Source organism: Neochlamydia sp. EPS4 (assembly GCF_000813665.1).
Lineage (GTDB): Bacteria > Chlamydiota > Chlamydiia > Chlamydiales > Parachlamydiaceae > Neochlamydia.
Map to the genome: position 1 here is coordinate 18860 of NZ_JSDQ01000047.1, position 19408 is coordinate 38267.

18 protein-coding genes are annotated in these 19408 nt (G+C 39.6%); 15 read left to right on the forward strand and 3 right to left on the reverse strand.

Going from position 1 to position 19408, the window contains the following annotated elements; all coding sequences use genetic code 11:
- Positions 1–26 precede the first annotated feature (26 nt).
- From DB42_RS04295 to dnaG, 9 genes are all read left to right on the forward strand, one after another.
- Positions 27–590 (forward strand): 50S ribosomal protein L25/general stress protein Ctc, encoded by a 564-nt coding sequence (locus tag DB42_RS04295; protein ID WP_039385775.1) that lies wholly within the window; start codon positions 27–29, stop codon positions 588–590.
- Positions 591–626: 36 nt separating this feature from the next.
- Positions 627–1199 carry an aminoacyl-tRNA hydrolase gene (gene pth, locus DB42_RS04300; RefSeq protein ID WP_044881893.1) on the forward strand — a complete coding sequence of 191 codons (573 nt, stop codon included), beginning with the start codon at positions 627–629 and terminating at the stop codon, positions 1197–1199.
- A 41-nt stretch (positions 1200–1240) separates the two neighbouring features.
- Positions 1241–1588, forward strand: a complete 348-nt coding sequence (rpsF, locus tag DB42_RS04305) for a 30S ribosomal protein S6 (RefSeq protein ID WP_044881894.1) — start codon at positions 1241–1243, stop codon at positions 1586–1588.
- Between the two features lie 21 nt (positions 1589–1609).
- Positions 1610–1858, forward strand: coding sequence for a 30S ribosomal protein S18 (gene rpsR, locus DB42_RS04310; protein WP_130589701.1), 249 nt, complete (start codon positions 1610–1612; stop codon positions 1856–1858).
- A gap of 18 nt (positions 1859–1876) precedes the next feature.
- The gene (gene rplI, locus DB42_RS04315) at positions 1877–2374 is read left to right on the forward strand and encodes a 50S ribosomal protein L9 (RefSeq protein WP_044881895.1); all 498 of its coding nucleotides are present in this window, start codon (positions 1877–1879) and stop codon (positions 2372–2374) included.
- Positions 2375–2469: 95 nt separating this feature from the next.
- Entirely contained in the window at positions 2470–3315 is an 846-nt protein-coding gene (gene ispE / locus DB42_RS04320; RefSeq protein WP_044881896.1) for a 4-(cytidine 5'-diphospho)-2-C-methyl-D-erythritol kinase, read from the forward strand.
- Between the two features lie 226 nt (positions 3316–3541).
- Positions 3542–4528 carry an ADP-glyceromanno-heptose 6-epimerase gene (gene rfaD, locus DB42_RS04325; RefSeq protein ID WP_044881897.1) on the forward strand — a complete coding sequence of 329 codons (987 nt, stop codon included), beginning with the start codon at positions 3542–3544 and terminating at the stop codon, positions 4526–4528.
- Positions 4522–5814 (forward strand): bifunctional heptose 7-phosphate kinase/heptose 1-phosphate adenyltransferase, encoded by a 1293-nt coding sequence (locus DB42_RS04330; RefSeq protein WP_044881898.1) that lies wholly within the window; start codon positions 4522–4524, stop codon positions 5812–5814. The genes rfaD and DB42_RS04330 overlap by 7 nt, the downstream gene beginning before the upstream one ends.
- Before the next feature lie 551 nt (positions 5815–6365).
- Positions 6366–8153 (forward strand): DNA primase, encoded by a 1788-nt coding sequence (gene dnaG, locus DB42_RS04335; protein WP_044881899.1) that lies wholly within the window; start codon positions 6366–6368, stop codon positions 8151–8153.
- A 318-nt stretch (positions 8154–8471) separates the two neighbouring features.
- Here the strand turns inward: dnaG and DB42_RS04340 are convergent, their stop codons facing one another.
- From DB42_RS04340 to pgm, 3 genes are all read right to left on the reverse strand, one after another.
- The gene (locus DB42_RS04340) at positions 8472–9656 is read right to left on the reverse strand and encodes an autotransporter domain-containing protein (protein ID WP_044881900.1); all 1185 of its coding nucleotides are present in this window, start codon (positions 9654–9656) and stop codon (positions 8472–8474) included.
- Positions 9657–9818: 162 nt separating this feature from the next.
- The gene (locus tag DB42_RS04345) at positions 9819–10229 is read right to left on the reverse strand and encodes a thiol-disulfide oxidoreductase DCC family protein (RefSeq protein ID WP_044881901.1); all 411 of its coding nucleotides are present in this window, start codon (positions 10227–10229) and stop codon (positions 9819–9821) included.
- Between the two features lie 553 nt (positions 10230–10782).
- Entirely contained in the window at positions 10783–12447 is a 1665-nt protein-coding gene (gene pgm, locus DB42_RS04350; protein ID WP_044881902.1) for a phosphoglucomutase (alpha-D-glucose-1,6-bisphosphate-dependent), read from the reverse strand.
- A gap of 363 nt (positions 12448–12810) precedes the next feature.
- On the opposite strand from pgm, the gene DB42_RS04355 reads away from it, so the two are divergent.
- The 6 genes from DB42_RS04355 (at position 12811) to cyoE (ending at position 18545) form a co-directional block, all read left to right on the forward strand.
- A complete protein-coding gene (locus DB42_RS04355; protein ID WP_044881903.1) occupies positions 12811–13317 on the forward strand; it encodes a Dps family protein in 507 nt (168 codons plus the stop codon).
- A gap of 448 nt (positions 13318–13765) precedes the next feature.
- Positions 13766–14662: a ubiquinol oxidase subunit II gene (gene cyoA / locus DB42_RS04360; RefSeq protein WP_044881904.1), complete on the forward strand. Its 897-nt coding sequence runs from the start codon at positions 13766–13768 to the stop codon at positions 14660–14662.
- A gap of 39 nt (positions 14663–14701) precedes the next feature.
- Positions 14702–16666 carry a cytochrome o ubiquinol oxidase subunit I gene (cyoB, locus tag DB42_RS04365; protein ID WP_044881905.1) on the forward strand — a complete coding sequence of 655 codons (1965 nt, stop codon included), beginning with the start codon at positions 14702–14704 and terminating at the stop codon, positions 16664–16666.
- 2 nt (positions 16667–16668) lie between these two features.
- Positions 16669–17277 (forward strand): cytochrome o ubiquinol oxidase subunit III, encoded by a 609-nt coding sequence (gene cyoC, locus DB42_RS04370; protein ID WP_052435977.1) that lies wholly within the window; start codon positions 16669–16671, stop codon positions 17275–17277.
- A 1-nt stretch (position 17278) separates the two neighbouring features.
- On the forward strand, positions 17279–17644 hold the full coding sequence (gene cyoD, locus DB42_RS04375) for a cytochrome o ubiquinol oxidase subunit IV (RefSeq protein ID WP_044881906.1): 366 nt from the start codon (positions 17279–17281) through the stop codon (positions 17642–17644).
- A gap of 52 nt (positions 17645–17696) precedes the next feature.
- Positions 17697–18545 carry a heme o synthase gene (cyoE, locus tag DB42_RS04380; protein ID WP_044881925.1) on the forward strand — a complete coding sequence of 283 codons (849 nt, stop codon included), beginning with the start codon at positions 17697–17699 and terminating at the stop codon, positions 18543–18545.
- The last annotated feature ends 863 nt before the right edge of the window (positions 18546–19408 follow it).

The window sequence follows — 19408 nt, forward strand, 5'->3', positions numbered from 1 at the left end:
AATACTCTTATTCTATCGGAGGCTACATGAAGCTAAACGTTACTAAAAGAACTGCAGGAAAGAAGAGTAGCTCCAAGCAACTTCGCCGTGCAGGTCAAGTTCCTGCTATTATTTATAAGCGTGGAAATGAACAAGCAGACAATATAGCGCTGAACATCAGCGAGTTTAATGCTCTCGGTCGACAAGTTCAACCAGGACGGCTATCAACAAATGTTTTTACCTTGGTAGATGAAAACGGTCAAGAACGACGCGCATTGCTCAAAGAGATCCAATATCATGTAACCAGATATGATGTACTTCATCTGGATTTTGAAGAATTGGTAGACGATGTACAGGTCAACGTAAAAGTGCCTATTGAGTGCACAGGTGTAGTAGATTGTGTAGGCATTAAATTAGGGGGCGTCTTACGTCAAGTCATTCGCTACTTAAAAGTACGCTGCTTGCCCAAAGATATACCCTCTGCTTTTGTTTTAGACATAAAGAATATGAATCAGCGAGAAACTCGTCGTTTGGCCGATTTGAATATCCCTGAAAGCATTAGACCTTTGGCTGATCTTAACGAAGTAGCAGTAGCTATAGTTAAACGTTGATAAGCCTTAACAGATAGGGATAGTAAGTCATCCAACATGCATCGCCTCTTTGTAGGACTAGGGAATCCAGGTAAAAAATATGAGCTGACACGGCACAATATTGGATTTATGGTTTTACAAGAGTTGGCTTTAAACCTGGGAGTGCAATTTAAAGAAAAGCCCCAGGTGCAGGGGTGGATAGCTAAAACTGCTTGGAAGGAAACGACAATACATCTATTGATGCCCACCACTTATATGAATGAAAGTGGTCAAGCAGTGCGTCGATATATGGATTATGTGAAGTTAGTACCAGATAACCTTGTTGTCATTGTGGATGATGTGGCATTACCGTATGGACACATGCGCCTAAGGACAGAAGGGGGAGCTGGCGGACACAATGGCTTAAAAAGCATAGAAGCTTATCTAGGTACGCAACGGTATGCTAGGTTAAGGATGGGGATAGGGTACCATGGAATGGGTAGCCTAGCTGACTATGTGCTGGATAATTTCACCCCTGAAGAGCAAAAAGTTCTTCCCACTTATGTCAAGCAAGCTGTTGATGTGCTTAAGCAGCTAGTGAATGAAAGCATCACTGAGGTGATGAAAACAGTTAATAAACAGCCTCAATAGAGGCTTGGAAGACCTAAATTTATACTGGTCAGGAGAAAACAATGAGTCAAAAACCTAAGAACCTTTACGAAGGAATGTATATCATCAGCGCTACCTTAAGTGATGATGCCCGTCACAAAGCGCTCGATAGAATTCAAAAAGGAATTACAGAGCGTGAAGGGTCAATTTTAAAAATTCACGATCAAGGTCGCCGCCGGTTGGCCTATGAAATTGATGGACATCGTGAAGGGCACTATTTCGTGATTTATTTTGAAGTAATTCCAGCAGCTATTTCCGAGCTTTGGCAGGAATATCATCTTAACGAAGATCTCGTTCGCTTTATCACACTCCAAGCGGATAAAGTTATGGAAAAAATTGAATTTAAACTTTTATTGGAAGAAAGCGCATAAGGAGCACAGATTATGAGAAATATGGGTCAAAGGTTCTCTGAGCCAGGCGATTTTCGTTCGAAGAAACGTAAACGTTGTCCATTTATAGCTGCTGGTGTTAAACATATCGACTATAAAGATATTAATACTCTCTCTCGCTTTATTACCGAAAGAGGTAAAATACTGCCAAGGCGCATTACAGGCGTTTCTGCATATTATCAGAAACATCTGACAAACGCGATTAAAAGAGCACGTCACATGGCCCTGTTGCCTTTTGTGGCAGAAGTTTAAAATTGAGGAGAACTAAATATGGCAAATAAATTGCTGTTGCTCAAGGACATCGAAACGCTGGGGCGTAGTGGAGATATTGTTGGGGTTAAACCAGGCTACGCACGTAATTTCCTACTGCCTCAAGGAATGGCAGTTGTTGCGGATAAGAAGGCTTTGCGTATGCAAGCTCGTCTGCAGGAAGAACGTCAGAAAAAAGCGGCTCTTGATCGCCAAGAATCCGATGAGCTTGCTGCTAAGCTGGAAGGCCAAAATATTACCACAATCGTTAAGGTAGATCATGAAGGACATATGTATGGTTCTGTAAGTACTGGAGATATTGCTGAGCTTTTAGAACAGCAGATGTCCATTACTTTGGACAAACGTACCCTTCAACTCAAGCATGCCATTAAGGTAATAGGCGTGCATAAAATTAGCGTAAAACTTAAAGAAGGCGTTCAAGCTTCTTTTAGTTTAACCATTGAACCTGAAGGTAAAGCTGCTCTTCCTAAGGAAGAAAGCATTACAAAGTCCAAGTAAAATTTAAGGTCTCTTGTAAAAACAGCTTACAAGAGACTTTTTGCTCTATTAAATATCTACTTTAAAATAGCAATAAGCCTTAAAACATTACTCCTATGCTCACTCTTTTAGCGCCAGCTAAAATTAATCTTTTTTTAAGGGTTCTAAACCGTCGCTCAGATGGATACCATAATCTGGCTTCCCTTATCCAAACTATTAACCTGCATGATACTCTTCATTTCGCTCTAGGAAGTCAAGATGTGCTCATGTGTGAACATCCTAGCCTTTCTAAAGATTCTTCCAATTTAATTACAGCAGCTACACATCTTTTTAGAAAGAAAACGGGCTTGAACTTTGGCTTAAAGGTCGTTCTAGAAAAAAATATTCCTATGCAATCAGGGCTAGGAGGCGGCAGTAGCAATGCCGCAACCACACTATGGGCTCTTAACCAATTGCATGGATTTCCTGTTCCTTTAGAGCAGCTAATAGAATGGTCGAGTGAAATAGGATCAGATGTTCCCTTTTTTCTATCTCAAGGAACAGCTTACTGTACAGGAAGGGGTGAAGTCGTTCGTTGCTTAGATCCTTTACCTATTCAGCGCTTGTGGATAGCCAAACCTTATGAGGGGCTATCCACTCCTCTTGTATTTAAGCAACTCGATTTAACTAAAATATCTTCCTATGATCCCGAAGTAGCGCTACAAAGCTTTTTTTCTAATCAGCCTTTTTATTTTAACGATTTAGAAGAGCCTGCTTTTGAATTAAAACCTTATTTGAAAACAGTTAAAGAAGAGCTGCTAAGAAGTGGATATGAGACGGTCTCAATGACTGGCAGCGGAACAGCTTTTTATTGTTTGGGCCGTGTGGCTCCTCCCATCATTCCTCAAGTTACCTTTTATCCTGCAACTTTCATCAATCGTCCTGCAGAGAGATGGTACCCTTTTGACTCTGCGCGCGATTAAATTTAGCTATTGATAGAAGGCGGGTCCCTTGGGTCTTTAATTAAATGAGTGAGGGTGTTTCAATCTATTCCTAGCTTTGCTAATATTTGCCTATTTGAATTTTAAGAAAATTATTAAATTCTATCCTTATAAAAGGTCCACTAAAGAGGTAGGGAAGGAGTAAATTTAGCTTGGACTAGAGAGAACCATTTGGGTAAAATTTTTAATCCTTTAAGTAAGATTTCATATGAAAGCATTTAGTGATCAGTACATTATCATCACAGGAGGAGCTGGATTTATTGGCTCGGGCGTAGTGCGCTATTTAAATGATCGAGGAATCTCTAATTTGATCCTGGTAGATGATCTAGGGGCCTCTGAGAAATGGAAAAATTTAGTGGGCAAATGTTTTATAGACATTTTAGATAAAAGTCAGCTGTTAACATGGATGGTAGGACGTGAAGATGCCATTAAAGCTTTTATTCACTTAGGGGCCTGCAGTAGCACCTTGGAAAGAAATGCCAGCTATCTTTTGGAAAATAATTACCGTTATAGTGTTAAGCTAGCTGAATATGCATTCACCCACGGCCAACGCTTTATCTATGCTTCTTCGGCTGCAACTTATGGGGATGGCACGCAAGGGTTTTTAGATAATGAGAATCAATTAGAGAGCCTGCAACCACTTAATATGTATGGCTATTCTAAGCATCTTTTTGATTTATGGTTAAAAAATCAAAGAGTTTTGAATAAAGTGGTAGGTCTAAAGTATTTTAATGTTTTTGGACCTAATGAAAATCACAAAGGCCAGATGGCTTCAGCCATTGTGCGCATGCTGCCTGCGGCACAACATGAAAATGTCGTCCGGCTTTTCAAATCTTCTGAACCAAGTAAATATCCTGATGGAGGGCAAAAACGTGACTTTGTCTACATTAAAGATGTGGCTCGCATGACTTGTGCTTTTCTTTTTAACAAAGTCAATGGAGTTTATAATATCGGTTCAGGAAATGCTAGTACTTGGAATGAGTTAGCTTCTTCTGTTTTTAAAGCTATTCATAAACCTGTTAAGATAGATTATGTAAATATGCCTGATGAGCTGGTAGGTAAATACCAGAATTATACATGTGCTGATATGACTAAAACACGCCAAGCTCTTCAGGAGCAGGCCACTTCCCTACCTTTAGAGGCTGCTGTGGAAGATTACATTTGTAACTACTTAATTCCCGGTAAAACATGGTAAGGTTGACAGGTCCTTTTAGCAGGCTAGGGGTGTGTAAAGTCCTGGTAGCCGGTGACCTCATGTTAGATACTTATACGATAGGAAAAGCCCTGCGTATTTCTCCTGAAGCTCCTGTAGCTATTATCCATGTGCAGCACGAAGAAAACCGTCCAGGGGGAGCAGGCAATGTCATGCTCAACCTGATATCTTTAGGGGCGGAGGTAGTAGCTGTTGGCCGGGTCGGTAATGATGTTTATGGGCAAGCTTTAAAAGAGCTGCTTTCCCAAGAGAAAATCGATGTCAAAGGGATTGTTACGCAATCGAGCTACTTTACCCCTGTTAAAAATCGTATCATTGCTGAAAATCAGCAAGTGGTGCGTGTAGACCATGAAAAGTTCATGAATTTGGAAGAGCAGCTTGAGCAACAAATTATTGATCATCTATCGGTTCTCTTTCAAGGGGTTCAGGTGGTGGCCTTATCGGATTATGGAAAAGGATTTTTAACTAACACTTTACTTAACGCTATCATTGAATATGCCAAGCGGCTGGGTATACCAGTGATCACCGACCCTAAAGGAACGGATTTTACTAAGTATATAGGTACGACCATGATTAAGCCCAATCTAACCGAGGCCTATTCTGCTGCAAATTTATCCTTAACCTCTACTCTTGAAAAAGTTGCTGAAAAGATTCTCCATCAAGTAGAAGCAGAGGTGCTTCTTATTACTCGCTCTGAGGCAGGAATTTCCATCTTTGAAAGAAAGGGAGAGCGTCAAGATTTCCCTGTGCGCGTGCATGAAGTCAAAGATGTGACGGGTGCAGGTGATACCGTTTTAGCTATGTTGGCCTATGCGATTGGAAACAAGCTTGCCTTAGCGGAAGCCGCTCAATTAGCGAACGTAGCAGCTGGAATTGCTATCGAACATTTAGGCTGTGCGCGCGTGACACTCAAGCAGCTAGCTAGCCGTCTGCTAAAATATGATGGAGAAAATAAGGTCTTCGATGAAGAACATATCTTTGCATTACAGCAAGCTCTAAAAGGGCAAAAAATTACGATTATCAATGTCTCTGGAGTGGAGGGTTTAACTTCTACTATCTTCCAGGCGATTAGGAAGATTGCGCAGCAGGATCATCTGAAGTTGCTTGTTTATATCCGTGATGAAAAGCCTTCAGAGGACTTTATCCATATTTTAGCTTCTTTACAAGAAGTAGAATTTATTATTCTAGCTACGAGCAGCTTAGATAACTTTTGCCAACTGCTTAAACCGCAAGAACTTCATTTGATTGAGAATGTATATGTGGGTTAAACGGAAAATAATCTGCCCTTTACCCTGTTTTATAGCCAGGATATCTTTCTTACCATCTGTCTGATATTTTAAAGCCTATTGCTAATAACACCATAGCCATAGGTAAATAATCTAAGCTAACCCCTGAAGAGTCTCTCTTTTTAAGAGAGCTTGGTCTGCCTAGGCTTCAAATTTAGTAAAGTTAAATAAATTTTGCCGTTTAGCTGAATTTCATCCTGAATAACACAGGCACTCCACCCTGGTGACAAGGAAGATTTTAGTAAAATTTATACTCATTAAGCTACTCCCATTGATGCAAGGTTTTTTTGCTATCGTTCATAATAGGCTTTAGAAAAACTTAAGTCCATATATCTAACTCTCTGAAAGTTACCTCTCTACTTAATGAGAGGAATTTTATAAAGTAAGGGATTACATAAGAAGTAGCTTGAAAGCGTATAATTTAAGAAACAAAATCTATTTGTTCATCCTAATTCTCTAATTTCTTATTTGCTTGCTAGAGAAAAATTTATGGAGTAAAATCATTATCAACCCTTGTTCTTAACATATTATCCATGCCACTCTTCACTAAAGAAAGCCTTGAAAATCTCCGTCAAAGAATAGATATTGTCGATGTCTTGAATGCCCACCTTGATCTTAAGCGTGCCGGGGCCGCCTATAAAGGGCTATGTCCCTTTCACGATGAAAAAACACCTTCCTTTATGATTCAGCGGGGAGATACCCATTATCATTGCTTCGGATGTGGAGCGCATGGCGACGCCATCCAGTTCTTAATGGCGCATCTTAAAATGAGTTTTTCTGAAGCCGTTGAAAGCTTAGCTGAGCGTTTTCATGTGCCTTTAGAAATTATGGAGGAGGCCGAATCTAATAAAGGCCCTAGTAAGACTCTCTTAAAAGAAGCCCTTGAGCAGGCTTGCCATTTTTATCATTTCTATCTTCTTCATACTCCGGAAGGCCATGAAGTGTTACATTACTTATATAAAAGGGGACTGGACCTTGATTTTATTAGACGTTTTCAGATTGGGTTAGCTCCCAAAGTTCCTGGATATTTTCGCCAAGTTATGCATGCAAAGTTTATCAAGGATGAGATTTTACGCACGGTAGGATTGATAGCAGAGGGTAAGGAAGGCCGTTGGCGTGATTTCTTTTCGGATAGAATTACTTTCCCTATTCGTGATGCGGCAGGAGCAGTGATTGGATTCTCTGCCCGAAAATATAAGGAGCAAACTTTTGGAGGTAAATATATTAATACCCCTGAAACTAGCCTTTTTAAAAAATCTCGCGTTCTTTTTGGATTAAATTATTGTCGTAGACGTCTTGCTAAAGAAGGGCGAGTAATTATTGTAGAAGGCCAAATTGATGCATTGCGCCTGATCCAAGAAGGCTTTAACTTTACAGTTGCAGGGCAAGGTACCGCTTTTGGAGAGGGGCATGCCAAAGAACTGTTGATGCTAGGCATAAATTTAGTTTACTTAGCATTGGATGGAGATAGTGCAGGGCAAGAGGCGAGTGTAAAGATTGGAGATCTTTTCCAGCGCGAAGGGGTAGAAGTCCGAATTGCTCAGATGCCTAAAGGATTAGATCCCGATGTTTTTTTAAGGGAAAAAGGGCCTGAAGCTTTTTTGAAGCTACTGGAAACAAGTTCAGATTATCTAGATTTTCTTGTTAAGCATTACTCCCAACAGTATGATTTACGTTCACCTGCTGCCAAGCATCAGTGTATCGAGAGAATTGCCAAGCAGATTCGTCAATGGGATCAACCTGTATTAGTGCAAGAAAGCTTACGTAAGTTAGCTCATTTGATGCAAGTTCCTGAAAATACACTCTTGCTTGAACAAATTCATACACCTAATTTGTATATTAAAAAAGCAGCAAATATTGGATTACAAACTATTGATCCAGATCGTATTTTAGAAATGGACTTGCTGCGTTGGCTGCTTATGATGCCAGAGGAGCGCACTCGTCTTTTAAAACTTGCCCAAGAGAATCTAAAACCCTCAGATTTTCGTGTACCTATCTGTCAAAAAATGTATTTAGCCTTGTTGGATGCATGCCAAAAGAATGAATTTATTGATGTCATTTCTCTTGTTTTAAAAACAGATGATTTGGAAAGTCAATTGATAATCTCTGATCTGCTTGAAAAGAAAATTAATAAGGAGAAAGCCGAATCTAATTTTGTGGAAACTTTGCAAAAGATTTTAACGCGAAATTGGATGGGTACTTGCGAACTTATTAAAATGAAAATTCAAAGTGGTCAATGTACGGATGATGAAGTTTTGGAATTAGTCAAAGAATATAATACGCTTAGAAAAAGCCTTCCCAAAGTGAATGTTTCTTTTTAAAAATGCCTTTTTTTGAGGAAACTTAGAGTAGGATAAAAGCTTTAAAAAATTAAACCTTTTTTAATAGAGCTTACTATAAATGCATTCTTCTACCTCTATCCTCGCTACAGCCTATCTGCCTAATGAAGTTCTCATAAATATTTAATGCCAGTTATAGGATAGCCAAGTGTAAAAAGATAACTTAAGCTTGGAATAAATCTTAAACTATTTGTTTAGAAAGTTTTTTTTGTTTTCTAAAAAAAACCAAGAGATCTAAAGAAATGGTCCCTAGATCTCTCGGATTTTAGCTACCTATTATCTATCATCAATGAGTACCTATTACCAGGTAACTGTTACGCCTCCAGCAAGGTTCCAGGCAGAAAAACGATCCCACACTTCACCAGAAAACTCAACATAGCCTTGCCAGCAGTTATAAAAGGTTTTAGCAATATTAACGGAACCTTCAAAACCACTAGTTTTTTGGTGAACGCCTTTGATTCTAAATTGTGAGCCTAGGTTTTTAAAATGGGCTTGAAAACGTTCTTGTAACAAGTTAAAGCGATATTTCCAGGCTGCATCGGCATTTAAATGAAGCTCCCACCAAGGAAGATTAGTACTTAAGTGTGTTCCTAAATAACCTACAGAGGCACTGATGTTTTTGCCGCGCACATGTAAGTTGAGTGATTGAGCACCATGTTCGCTGAGAGCATGGCGACGGTAAGAAGCATGTTCTAGCCGTGCGAAAGGCTGTACATAGAAGTTTTCGTAACCTAAATTTAAACCAAGCTCTGTAAAAGAGGTCCATTCGCTGACTCTAGCTTTTCCTTTAGCTTTTCTCGTAAGGTTACCCACATCAATAGAGCGTTTGACTCTTACGCAGTCGGCACCAAGAATGGTTCCCGAAAAAGAATAGAAGTGGGGATTATTCCACATGTAATAAATAGCTCCTTGCCAATTATTACCTTTACCATGCCCATTTTGCTTAAAATGAATATGGTCTTTTTCATAAGAACCGGCAATACCAACAGTTAACCAAGAGTTTAAAAAATTAAGATTCAATGGCTTTTGAGCACCAAAGGTAATATTGAAATTATCCATTCTATAGCCCTTAGCCCCATGAGAGTTGTGTAGACGGCTCTGTCCTCCTCCTACAGCTCCCCACGCTCTATATTCATCACAGTTCTCTCCACATTGTAAGCCTAAGCTATCATTGAGGATAGGCTGGTACATCCTACGAATAAATGTCTGGGAAGCTGTTTGATTGGGCTGAATTAAATTAGCATATTGCTCGCCTGATAAATCATTGAGAGCTTCCCTTTGTTCTTTAGAAGAAAGATTAGAGAGGTTATTAATTACCAGCGCTTCATCGGCAGATACTGTAGTAGTGGAGCTCCATTGCTGAGCAACATGTCTCTCATTGTAGGTGGAGGCAGAAAATGAGGCACTCATCAAATTGCCCAAAGGGCAAACTAAAGTACAACTACTCAAGCAAATTGTTAAAAGGGTTTTTAAATTATTTTTCATATGCATGTCCTATGCGGGTTGATAATGGAAAAACTCACTGATAGATTTTTTTTAAATTTATCTCAAGAAAAAATTGATAAAGAGGGGGATGAGAGTTGATTTGCTTTATTTGCTTTCTTAGCTTTAAGATTAGCGTGAAGTGCTATTTTCTTAATAAATAATTTAAGGAAGAAAACGATTTTTATCCTGTTCTTTTGGAAGCAAGCAGCTATTTTGCAAGAAAAAACGTTGGCGATTTTGGGCTATTAATCGATACATCCAGTTATATAAAAAAGAAGGAAGAAAGGAAATCCAGCCAATAAGCCTCCATCTTCCGCCTAATAACCATAAAACTTGCAAAGCAGCTTGCCCCAATAAATAAACTTCTTTTTGAGAGGAAGTGTAATTTTTAAGAAGAATTAAAGAATTTGCTGTTTGAACCTTTCTAGGCAGAGTTCCTAGCAGCTTTTTTGCCGTTAAGCCTTGTAAAGGTGCAAAGAGGAGTTGCTGCTTGGTATCATATTTTATAAGAAAATATACAATATGGCTGCAGAGGCCACAGGTGCCATCATAAAAGATTAAATGTTTATCCATGCTATTTTTTTACATTCATCGATTAAGAAAGACAAAATAAAGCTCTAGGAGCTAGCTACCAAAACTCTACGAGCTAAGTTACCAAAGCTCTAGGAGCTAGCTATCTAAGTATAAGTTTAATATTAACAAATGTGTTTCATGAGGAAAAATTTATCAAGTAAAAATATTAATCATGTTTGCAGTGATCGGGCCTTCAAGCATCTGCTTGGTAATTAGCGTGCTTGCAAGCAGCAAGCTCGCTAGGAGGGCAAAATCCTAAACATGCTCAAGATAAAGTGAAGCTTAAGAAAGGAGTGTTTTTTATAATATCTTTAATTCCCTCTTTAAAGTCCTTATCTTTGAGCCTTTCTTTAAGGAATACCCTAAAGCCTAGCCTGTATTCAACAGGATAATCCAAATTGCTATTCTTTTACGCTTTTCTTCATGAAAAGAATTTAAGTTGCTGTCTCTGGATGGAAAATTGCGAAAAATAGGAAAAGTTTTTAATTAATCCTATCCGCATAAGCAATAAGCTAGCCATATTCATGGAGGCCCTCTTAACTGGCTTTTATCCTTAGGGAGTTTTGAGCAAATAAGCCTCTTCAAATGCTTTTCCCACAATCGATTGGGCTTCATTTAATATTTGCTCTAAATGCTCTTGACCTCGAAAGCTTTCTCCATAAATCTTGTAAATGTCTTCTGTTCCTGAAGGGCGAGCAGCAAACCACCCATTCTCGGTGATAACCTTTACTCCTCCTATGGCAGCACTGTTTCCTGCGGCATGAGTAAAGATACCCTGGATAGCTTCGCCTGCTATTTCCTTTGCTTGTATCTGCAAGGCAGAAAAGCTTTTTAATATTTGTCTTTGCTTAAGGCTGGCAGGTGCTTCTACTCTATCATAAGCAGGGTTGCCAAATTCGCGGGTTAAATCCTGATAAATTTCGCCAGGGTCTTTGCCTTGTTGGGCTGTCATTTCAGCAGCTAATAAGGACAAGATAATCCCATCTTTATCCGTCGTCCAGGTTTTACCATCTAAACGAGCAAAAGAGGCGCCAGCACTTTCTTCGCCACAAAAACTTAAAGATTCATTAAGAAGCCCCTCGACAAACCATTTAAACCCTACCGGTACCTCATAAATTTTTCGATTTAATTGAGTGGCCACACGATCGATCATTTGGCTGCTGACGAGCGTTTTGCCTATTGCCGCTTCGGGATTCCATAAAGGCCGATGTTGAAAAAGATAAAAGATGGCGGCAGAGAGGTAATGATTAGGGGGCAGTAAGCCTGAACTTTTAGTGACAATGCCATGTCTATCGTGATCTGTATCGCAGGCAAAAGCAATATCAAAGCGATTTTTTAGATTGATTAGCCCTTGCATAGCATAGGCTGAAGAGGGATCCATACGAATTTGACCGTCCCAGTCTAGAGTCATAAATTGGAAAGTTGGATCAATTGTTTTGTTGACTAGGGTAAGGTTTAGCTTGTAACGCTCTGCTATAGGTTCCCAATAATGAATTCCCGCTCCACCTAGCGGATCTACTCCCAATTTTATTTGGGATTTTTGAATAATCTCCATATTGATTACATCCTTAAGATCGCTAACGTAGGCTTCAAGATAGTTATAGCGCTTAGTGGTAGACAAGGTTAAGGCTTTTTCATAGGGAATTCTTTTAAGGTCTCTTAGCTCATGGCGCATTAGCTCATTGGCTTTTGTTTCAATCCATTGGGTAATATGAAGGTCAGCGGGTCCTCCGCTAGGGGGATTATATTTGATGCCACCTTGACTAGGGGGATTATGGGAAGGGGTAATGACGATACCATCGGCTAAATTTTTGGTGCGATGGCGGTTATAAGAAACTATAGCATGGGAGATAACGGGCGTAGGTGTATACTCTTCTCCTTCAGCTAACAAAATTTCTATTCCATTGGCTGCTAATACTTCTAGAGCACTCATTAAAGCTGGCTTAGAAAGCGCATGCGTATCCATACCCAGAAATAGAGGACCATCAATCCCTTGTTGTTTACGATACTGGCAAATCGCTTGGCTAATAGCTAGGATATGATGTTCATTGAAGCTTTTTTGTAATGCAGAACCACGATGGCCCGATGTTCCAAAAGCTACCTGCTGAGCTGTATCTAGTGGATCGGGCTTTTCAGCGTAATAAGCTGTGATAAGTTGGGGTATATTTACAAGTTTATCAGAAGGACTGATTTTTCCGGCTAGTGGACTGACTCTCATTATTTCCTCTTCATATTGTATGATAGCATGTTAGCTTAAAATTATATTAGGCCCTGCATGAAATTCCTTATTACGGAAAGGTTTTTAATTTTAACTCGCACCAATAAAATAGTTTATTAGCTTTTTAACCTTCTTTGTTTAAAGGATTCTCCAGGCGACTTATGGGTGCCATCTTTGAAGCTTAATATGTGTTTTAAAATATTTTATGTACATAAAATTTATAGGTAACCTTGCTAAAATGTCAAGATGTTGATAAGGTCTGTTCAGAATAAAAAGCAACCATATCTGCTAAAAAGATAAAGATTCTACAAATTTTTTTTGCGTTAACTTGAAGAATACAGAAAGCTTACCAAAGGAGCCTCTATGAAAAATGCATCCAACCCTGTCCCCTCCACCCTGGCAGTACCCATTCATCTCCAAGCGGAAGCAAGTCATAAAATTTCTCAAGTTCTCAATCCCTTAATTGCGGATGCTTTTGCTTTATATGTAAAAACAAAAAGCTATCATTGGCATATGTTTGGCCCCCACTTTCGCGATTATCATCTCTTAATGGATGAGCAAGCCGAGCAAATCTTTGCGATGATCGATGCGCTTGCAGAAAGGGTACGCAAGCTTGGAGCTCTTACCATTCACTCTATCAAACAGATTAGCCAATTGCAAAATGTGCAAGATGATGACGAGCCATGCATTGAAGCCCTCCAGATGCTTAAGCGTTTAGAAGAGGAAAATAGAAACTTAGCTGCTCGCATGCTTGCTGTCCATAAAGTTTGTCAAGAGTATCAAGATGTGGCTACCACTAGTATTCTTGAAGTTTATATCGACGAAGCCGAGCGGCGAGCCTGGTTTCTTTTCGAAACCCAGCAGAGCTAAATCTTTTGTTGCTCAGGGCTTAAAATACCGCAAGCTGGGCGATCTATTGACCTAGATCTTCAAAAAAGCTTCATTTCTTGGCTTTGGTGCTTTCTTCTTAAAAAAGGATTTAAAGCTGGTTGATTTTTTTGCATAGAAAATCCTAAAAGGCAAGGAAAAGCCTTTTGAAGATTCCAGGAATAAGCTCCTAACTTAAGGTAGAAACTAATGAGTAAGACTTAAAGGGGATAAAAATGTTTCATCTGCTTGGATTTCTTTAATCTATTCATAGCAAACTATCAAAAAAAAGTTGATTTGAATTCGGAAATAAAAGATTTATTGTTCATTCTTTCATTTATCTAGACAAAGTGACTCGGCTCAGATAAAAGGATAAAGAAAAATTTGAATAAATAGATAGGGGTGCCAGCAAAGTAGCTGGTGTCTATTATCTTTTTAGGGATTGGAAAAGATGAGCAAAATCTACAAATTAGCCTTTTTTATTGTTTCTCTTCTTGCCCTCTTCCTCGTAGTAGGATGGTTTGTGCACAATAGCGATATCGCTGTGCTCAATCCCAAAGGAGCGATCGCTCAAAGAGAACTGGACTTAATCATTCAAGCTACTCTTCTGATGTTGATTGTGGTTATTCCAGTATTTATCCTGATGATTGCTATTGCTTGCCGCTATAGAGCGAGCAACTCAAAAGCAAAATATGCACCCGATTGGGATCATAGCCATCTTGTTGAGTTTATCTGGTGGGCAATTCCTTTTGTAATTGTTCTGGTCCTTTCGGTTATCACTTGGAAAAGCAGTTTTGAATTAGATCCTTTCAAGCCGATACAGGCCAGCACTAAGCCTCTGACTATACAAGCTGTAGCTCTACAGTGGAAATGGTTATTTATCTATCCCGAGCAAAAAATTGCTACGGTGAATTTTCTTCAGTTTCCCAAAGACACACCCCTTAATTTTGAAGTCACTGCCGACGCTCCTATGAATTCATTTTGGATCCCGCAACTGGGCGGGCAAGTGTATGCGATGCCCGGCATGAAAGCAAAGCTGCATCTTATAGCGCATGAACTAGGAAGCTTTAGAGGCTCTTCTGCGAACTTTAGTGGAGAAGGGTTTGCTGGCATGAAATTTACGGCTGAAGCCACTTCATCCGAAGATTTCGAGCAATGGGTAGAAAAGGTAAAGCAATCACCTAAGCAACTTAGCTTAAACGAGTATAAAAAATTAATCCTGCCTACTCAAAATTCCTCTTTAGACACCTATATTTTGCAAAAAGAAAATTTGTTTGATTGGATCATTATGAGCTACATGATGCCCATGGACTCACATTCAAGCAAAAGCGACGCCTCTTTAGAATAATTAGTAAGTATTTGATCTTAATCCATACAGGGAAATGACATGTTTGGAAAATTAAACCTTGAAGCTTTCAAGCACGACCCCATTGAAAGTGGTGCGGGTATAGGCATGGCTATAGCTGGCTTAATGATTGTTGCTCTCTTATTTTATTTCCGCCGGTGGAAATGGCTCTGGAATGAATGGTTAACATCCCTGGACCATAAGAAAATTGGCATGATGTATATCATCGTTTCTCTTTTAATGTTATTCAAAGGCGTGGTAGATGCTTTGATGTTACGAGCTCAACAGATACTCGCGGTAGGGGAATCGCAGGGCTTTTTAACCTCTTCCCATTTTCAGCAAGTATTCTCTGCTCACGGTACCACCATGATTTTCTTTGTGAGTATGGGAGCTGTGTTCGGCTTGTTGAACTTAATCGTGCCTTTACAGATAGGCGCTCGGGATGTGGCTTTTCCTTTTATGAATTCCTTGAGCTTTTGGCTGTTCGCAGCAGGTGCATTTTTGGTCAATCTTTCCCTTGTTATAGGAAATTTTTCTGCGACAGGGTGGTTAGCTTATCCGCCTCTTTCAAGTCTACAATACAGCCCTGATGTAGGCGTGGATTACTGGATATGGAGTATACAGATTGCTGGTATGGGCAGCTTGCTCTCGGGAATTAATTTCTTAGTGACTATTTTAAAGATGCGTTGCCCTGGCATGACGCTGATGAAAATGCCTTTATTTACCTGGAGTGCTTTAAATAGCATGGTTTTAGTCATTTTTGCTTTCCCTATCTTAACAGCCACCCTGGTCATGTTGAGCTTAGATCGTACCTTAGGAACCCATTTTTTCACGGCAGATTTTGGAGGCAATCCTATGATGTATATCAACCTCATCTGGGCCTGGGGGCATCCCGAAGTTTATATTCTCATGTTGCCAGGTTTTGGAATTTTTTCAGAAGTTGTGGCAACTTTTTCACATAAGCGCTTATTCGGTTATACCTCCATGGTATGGGCGCTAGCTTCGATTACTTTTCTGTCTTTTATCGTGTGGCTCCACCACTTTTTTACGATGGGAGCAGGAGCCAATGTTAATGCTTTCTTTGGCATTATGACCATGCTTGTTGCCATTCCCACGGGCGTAAAAATCTTTAACTGGCTATTTACTATGTGTAGAGGACGTATTCAATTTTCACGGCCTATGCTTTGGTTTTTGGGTTTCGTAGTCGTTTTTACGAGTGGAGGCATGACAGGGGTGTTAATGTCTGTGCCTGCAGCTGATTTCCAAGTGCATAATAGCTTATTTTTAGTAGCCCATTTTCATTCCATGGTCATTGGAGGCGTTTTATTTGCTTTTTTTGCCGGCCTTGCTTATTGGCTTCCTAAGTTTTTAGGATTCAAATTGCATGAAAAGCTGGGAAGATATGCCTTTTGGTGTTGGATTATAGGTTTTTTCCTAGCCTTCATGCCACTCTATCTCATTGGCTTAATGGGGGCTACCCGCCGTTTAAATCATTATGAGGAGGCCACCGGCTGGCATCCCTTATTTGTGCTTGCCGGGGTAGGCGTTTGCATCATTATTGGTGGTGCTTTCCTCCAGTTTTTACAACTTATTGTAGGTGTGATCCAGCGTAAACAAAATAAGGTGGGTAACGACCCCTGGAATGGTAGAACACTGGAATGGTCCACTTCCTCTCCTCCACCCATTTATAATTTTGCTATTATCCCTGAGGTGAACGAGCGCGATCCTTATTGGGCTAAAAAACAGGCGCATGTGCTGGATGCAAAAAAACCTTGTTATCAAGCTATTCATCTGCCTAAAAACTCTGCTATGGGTATCTATGTGGCTAGCTTTAGCCTCCTCTTTGGCTTTGCAGTCATTTGGCATATTTGGTGGCTTGCTCTCTTGAGCTTGCTAGGTACTATAGTAGGCACCATTATACGTCTCTTAGATGATAATACCGACTACTACCTATCAGCCGCAGAGGTAGAAAAAATAGAGGCAGAACATGCCAGGAGTAGGGGATAGCTATGACAGATTTAACTACGCTTTCATCCATCCATCATGCGGACTCTTCTCCAACCACCTCTGCTAAAACGCTGTTTGGCTTTTGGATCTACTTAATGACCGACTGCATTTTGTTTGCCACCTTTTTTGCCACATATGCCGTGCTGCACAATAGTACGTATGGTGGGCCTTCTGCTGGCCAAGTGTTTAGCCCTGCTTTTGCTTTGATAGAAACTCTTATCTTATTAACGAGCAGCTTTACCTGCGGATTGGTTATGTTAGCGGCTCATCGCCAAGAAAAAAATAGGGCGTTAAGCTATTTAAGCTTAACATTTTTATTAGGGCTTTCCTTTTTAACCCTGGAAATAATGGAATTTAACTATCTTATCCAGGAGGGAAATAGCTGGCAAAAAAGTGCTTTTCTATCGGCCTACTTCACCTTAGTTAGCACGCATGGCTTGCATATTCTAGCAGGCTTACTATGGATAGGAGTCCTTGGAATGCAATTTTTGTCACGGGGTTTGAGCGCAAATACGCTTAGACGATTAGCTTGCTTTAGCATGTTTTGGCATTTTTTAGATATTATATGGATTTTTATCTTTACCTTTGTCTACTTAATGGGAGCCCACTAACATGAAAGATAATCTTTATCCTATAAAAACTTCGCAAGCTTCTAGGCATGGAAGCTTTAAATCCTATGGAGTGGGCTTTGCTTTATCCATCGTATTGACTTTAGCGGCCTATATAATTGTCCAGGAACATTTATTTAGCGGTAAGATTTTAGCTCTTGCCCTGGTTAGCTTAGGGGTCATGCAAGCTTTAATTCAGCTTTTATTTTTTCTTCATCTTAAAGAAGAGGCCAAGCCCCGCTGGAACCTAGTGGCTTTAACTTTTATGATAGCTGTGATTGCCATTTTAGTAGTCGGTTCGCTATGGATTATGAATGATTTAGATGAAAGGCTGATGTCTATGCAAGAGATGTTTCACCCCAGCGAATAGGAAATATGGCTACCACCTCAAGGATTAAATCATAAGGCTATTTAAGACGATGATCATTAAAACTTATTATATGTTGACTAAACCTGGTATCATAGCAGGTAATGCGGTAACAACTTTTGGTGGCTTTATGCTTGCCTCAAAAGGGCCTTTTAACTTCTGGCTGTTCTGCTGGACTCTGATAGGTCTATCTTTAGTGATTGCCTCGGCATGCGTGTTTAACAACTATATGGATCGAGAGATAGATAAGAAGATGGCGAGGACTAAAAATCGAGCGCTTGTTAGGGGGCTAGTCTCTGAAAAAAGCGCGCTCATATATGGTACTTTGCTGGGTTTGTTAGGAATGGGCGTGTTAGCTTTGTATGCTAATTTTTTAACAGCTATGATAGCTCTAGCAGGTTTTTTATTTTATGTCGTCGTGTATGGCCTATGGAAATATAGATCTTCTTATGGCACGGTGATAGGAAGCCTAGCAGGAGGTGTCCCTCCCGTGGTAGGTTATTGCGCGGTCAGCAATCAATTAGACTTAGGTGCTTTCCTCCTATTTACCATTATGGTCCTATGGCAAATGCCCCATTTCTTTGCGATTACTCTCTATCGCCTAGAGGATTATGCTGCCGCCTCCATCCCAGTTTTACCGCTTGAAAAGGGTATATACACAACCAAGATACAAATGTGGCTATATATCATGGCTTTTATCGTGGCGACTGTCATGTTAACGTTCATGGGGTATACCGGCTATGCCTATTTAACCGTGGCTGTCCTGATGGGGTTAATGTGGTATGTATTATGTTTAAAAGGTTTTAAAAGTGATAATGACAAGCAATGGGCCCGCCAAATGTTTTTATTTTCAATTGTAGTGATTATGGTCGAATGTTTCATGATGGCTATCGATAGGGTTTAAAAAGAATCAGGTGGTTGGCTAATCAACCTAATGTCTTTACTTTGCCGCCTATTAAAAAAGCTCAAGGATTAAGAGAATAATTTTCGTAGCATTTTTTCACTAGCAAGCGGCATGGACAGATAGACAGTATCAAATTTATAAAGGGGAATTAAAAAAAACCATCCCTCTTTACGAAAAAGACCTGTGATTGAAGCAGTAAACGACAATTAAAAATATTTCCCAACTTAAATATATTTGTTTTAAGATGGGTAGGGAATTTTCTAGTCAATTGCGGGCAAAAATAGCAGCGTAATTGCTACCAACCACAAGAGCCTTCGTTAAGGTTTACTGGCTAAGAAGATTGCTCCTTGAGTGCCATCAAAAACACCACTTCATGTTCTGCTTCAGAAGCTTGCTTAAGCTTGCCTATATAAGAGAAAAAAGCCGTGCAAGCTGTCGATTAAGCAAGAAATAGAAAAAAATTAGCCAGTAATCCTTCATCCTTTATATCTAAATCGAATTTCAAATTTTTTGCTGTTGTTATAATCAAATTTCTGTATTTTTTATTCAGTATAAAAATATACCGGATAGCACCCCGGAGAAACAAATAATTAATCTTATAGTTAGGTTTTAATCGATGGAAAATGCAAGTAACATCCCTTTTCATGGAATGAATATTCATCAGATTCGTTCTCCAAAAACGCTATTAGAAACAGTGCAAGCGACCAAGAAATTCATCGATAAAATTGTGAGGGTTTACAATCAGAAAAAAATTAAAGATAACAACAGCAATCAAATCTATAAAGAGATAAAACTTAAGTGGAATTCAGAAGCCTATAATGGCTTTCATGCCCGTCTATTCTTATCTAAACGCCCGACGCAAT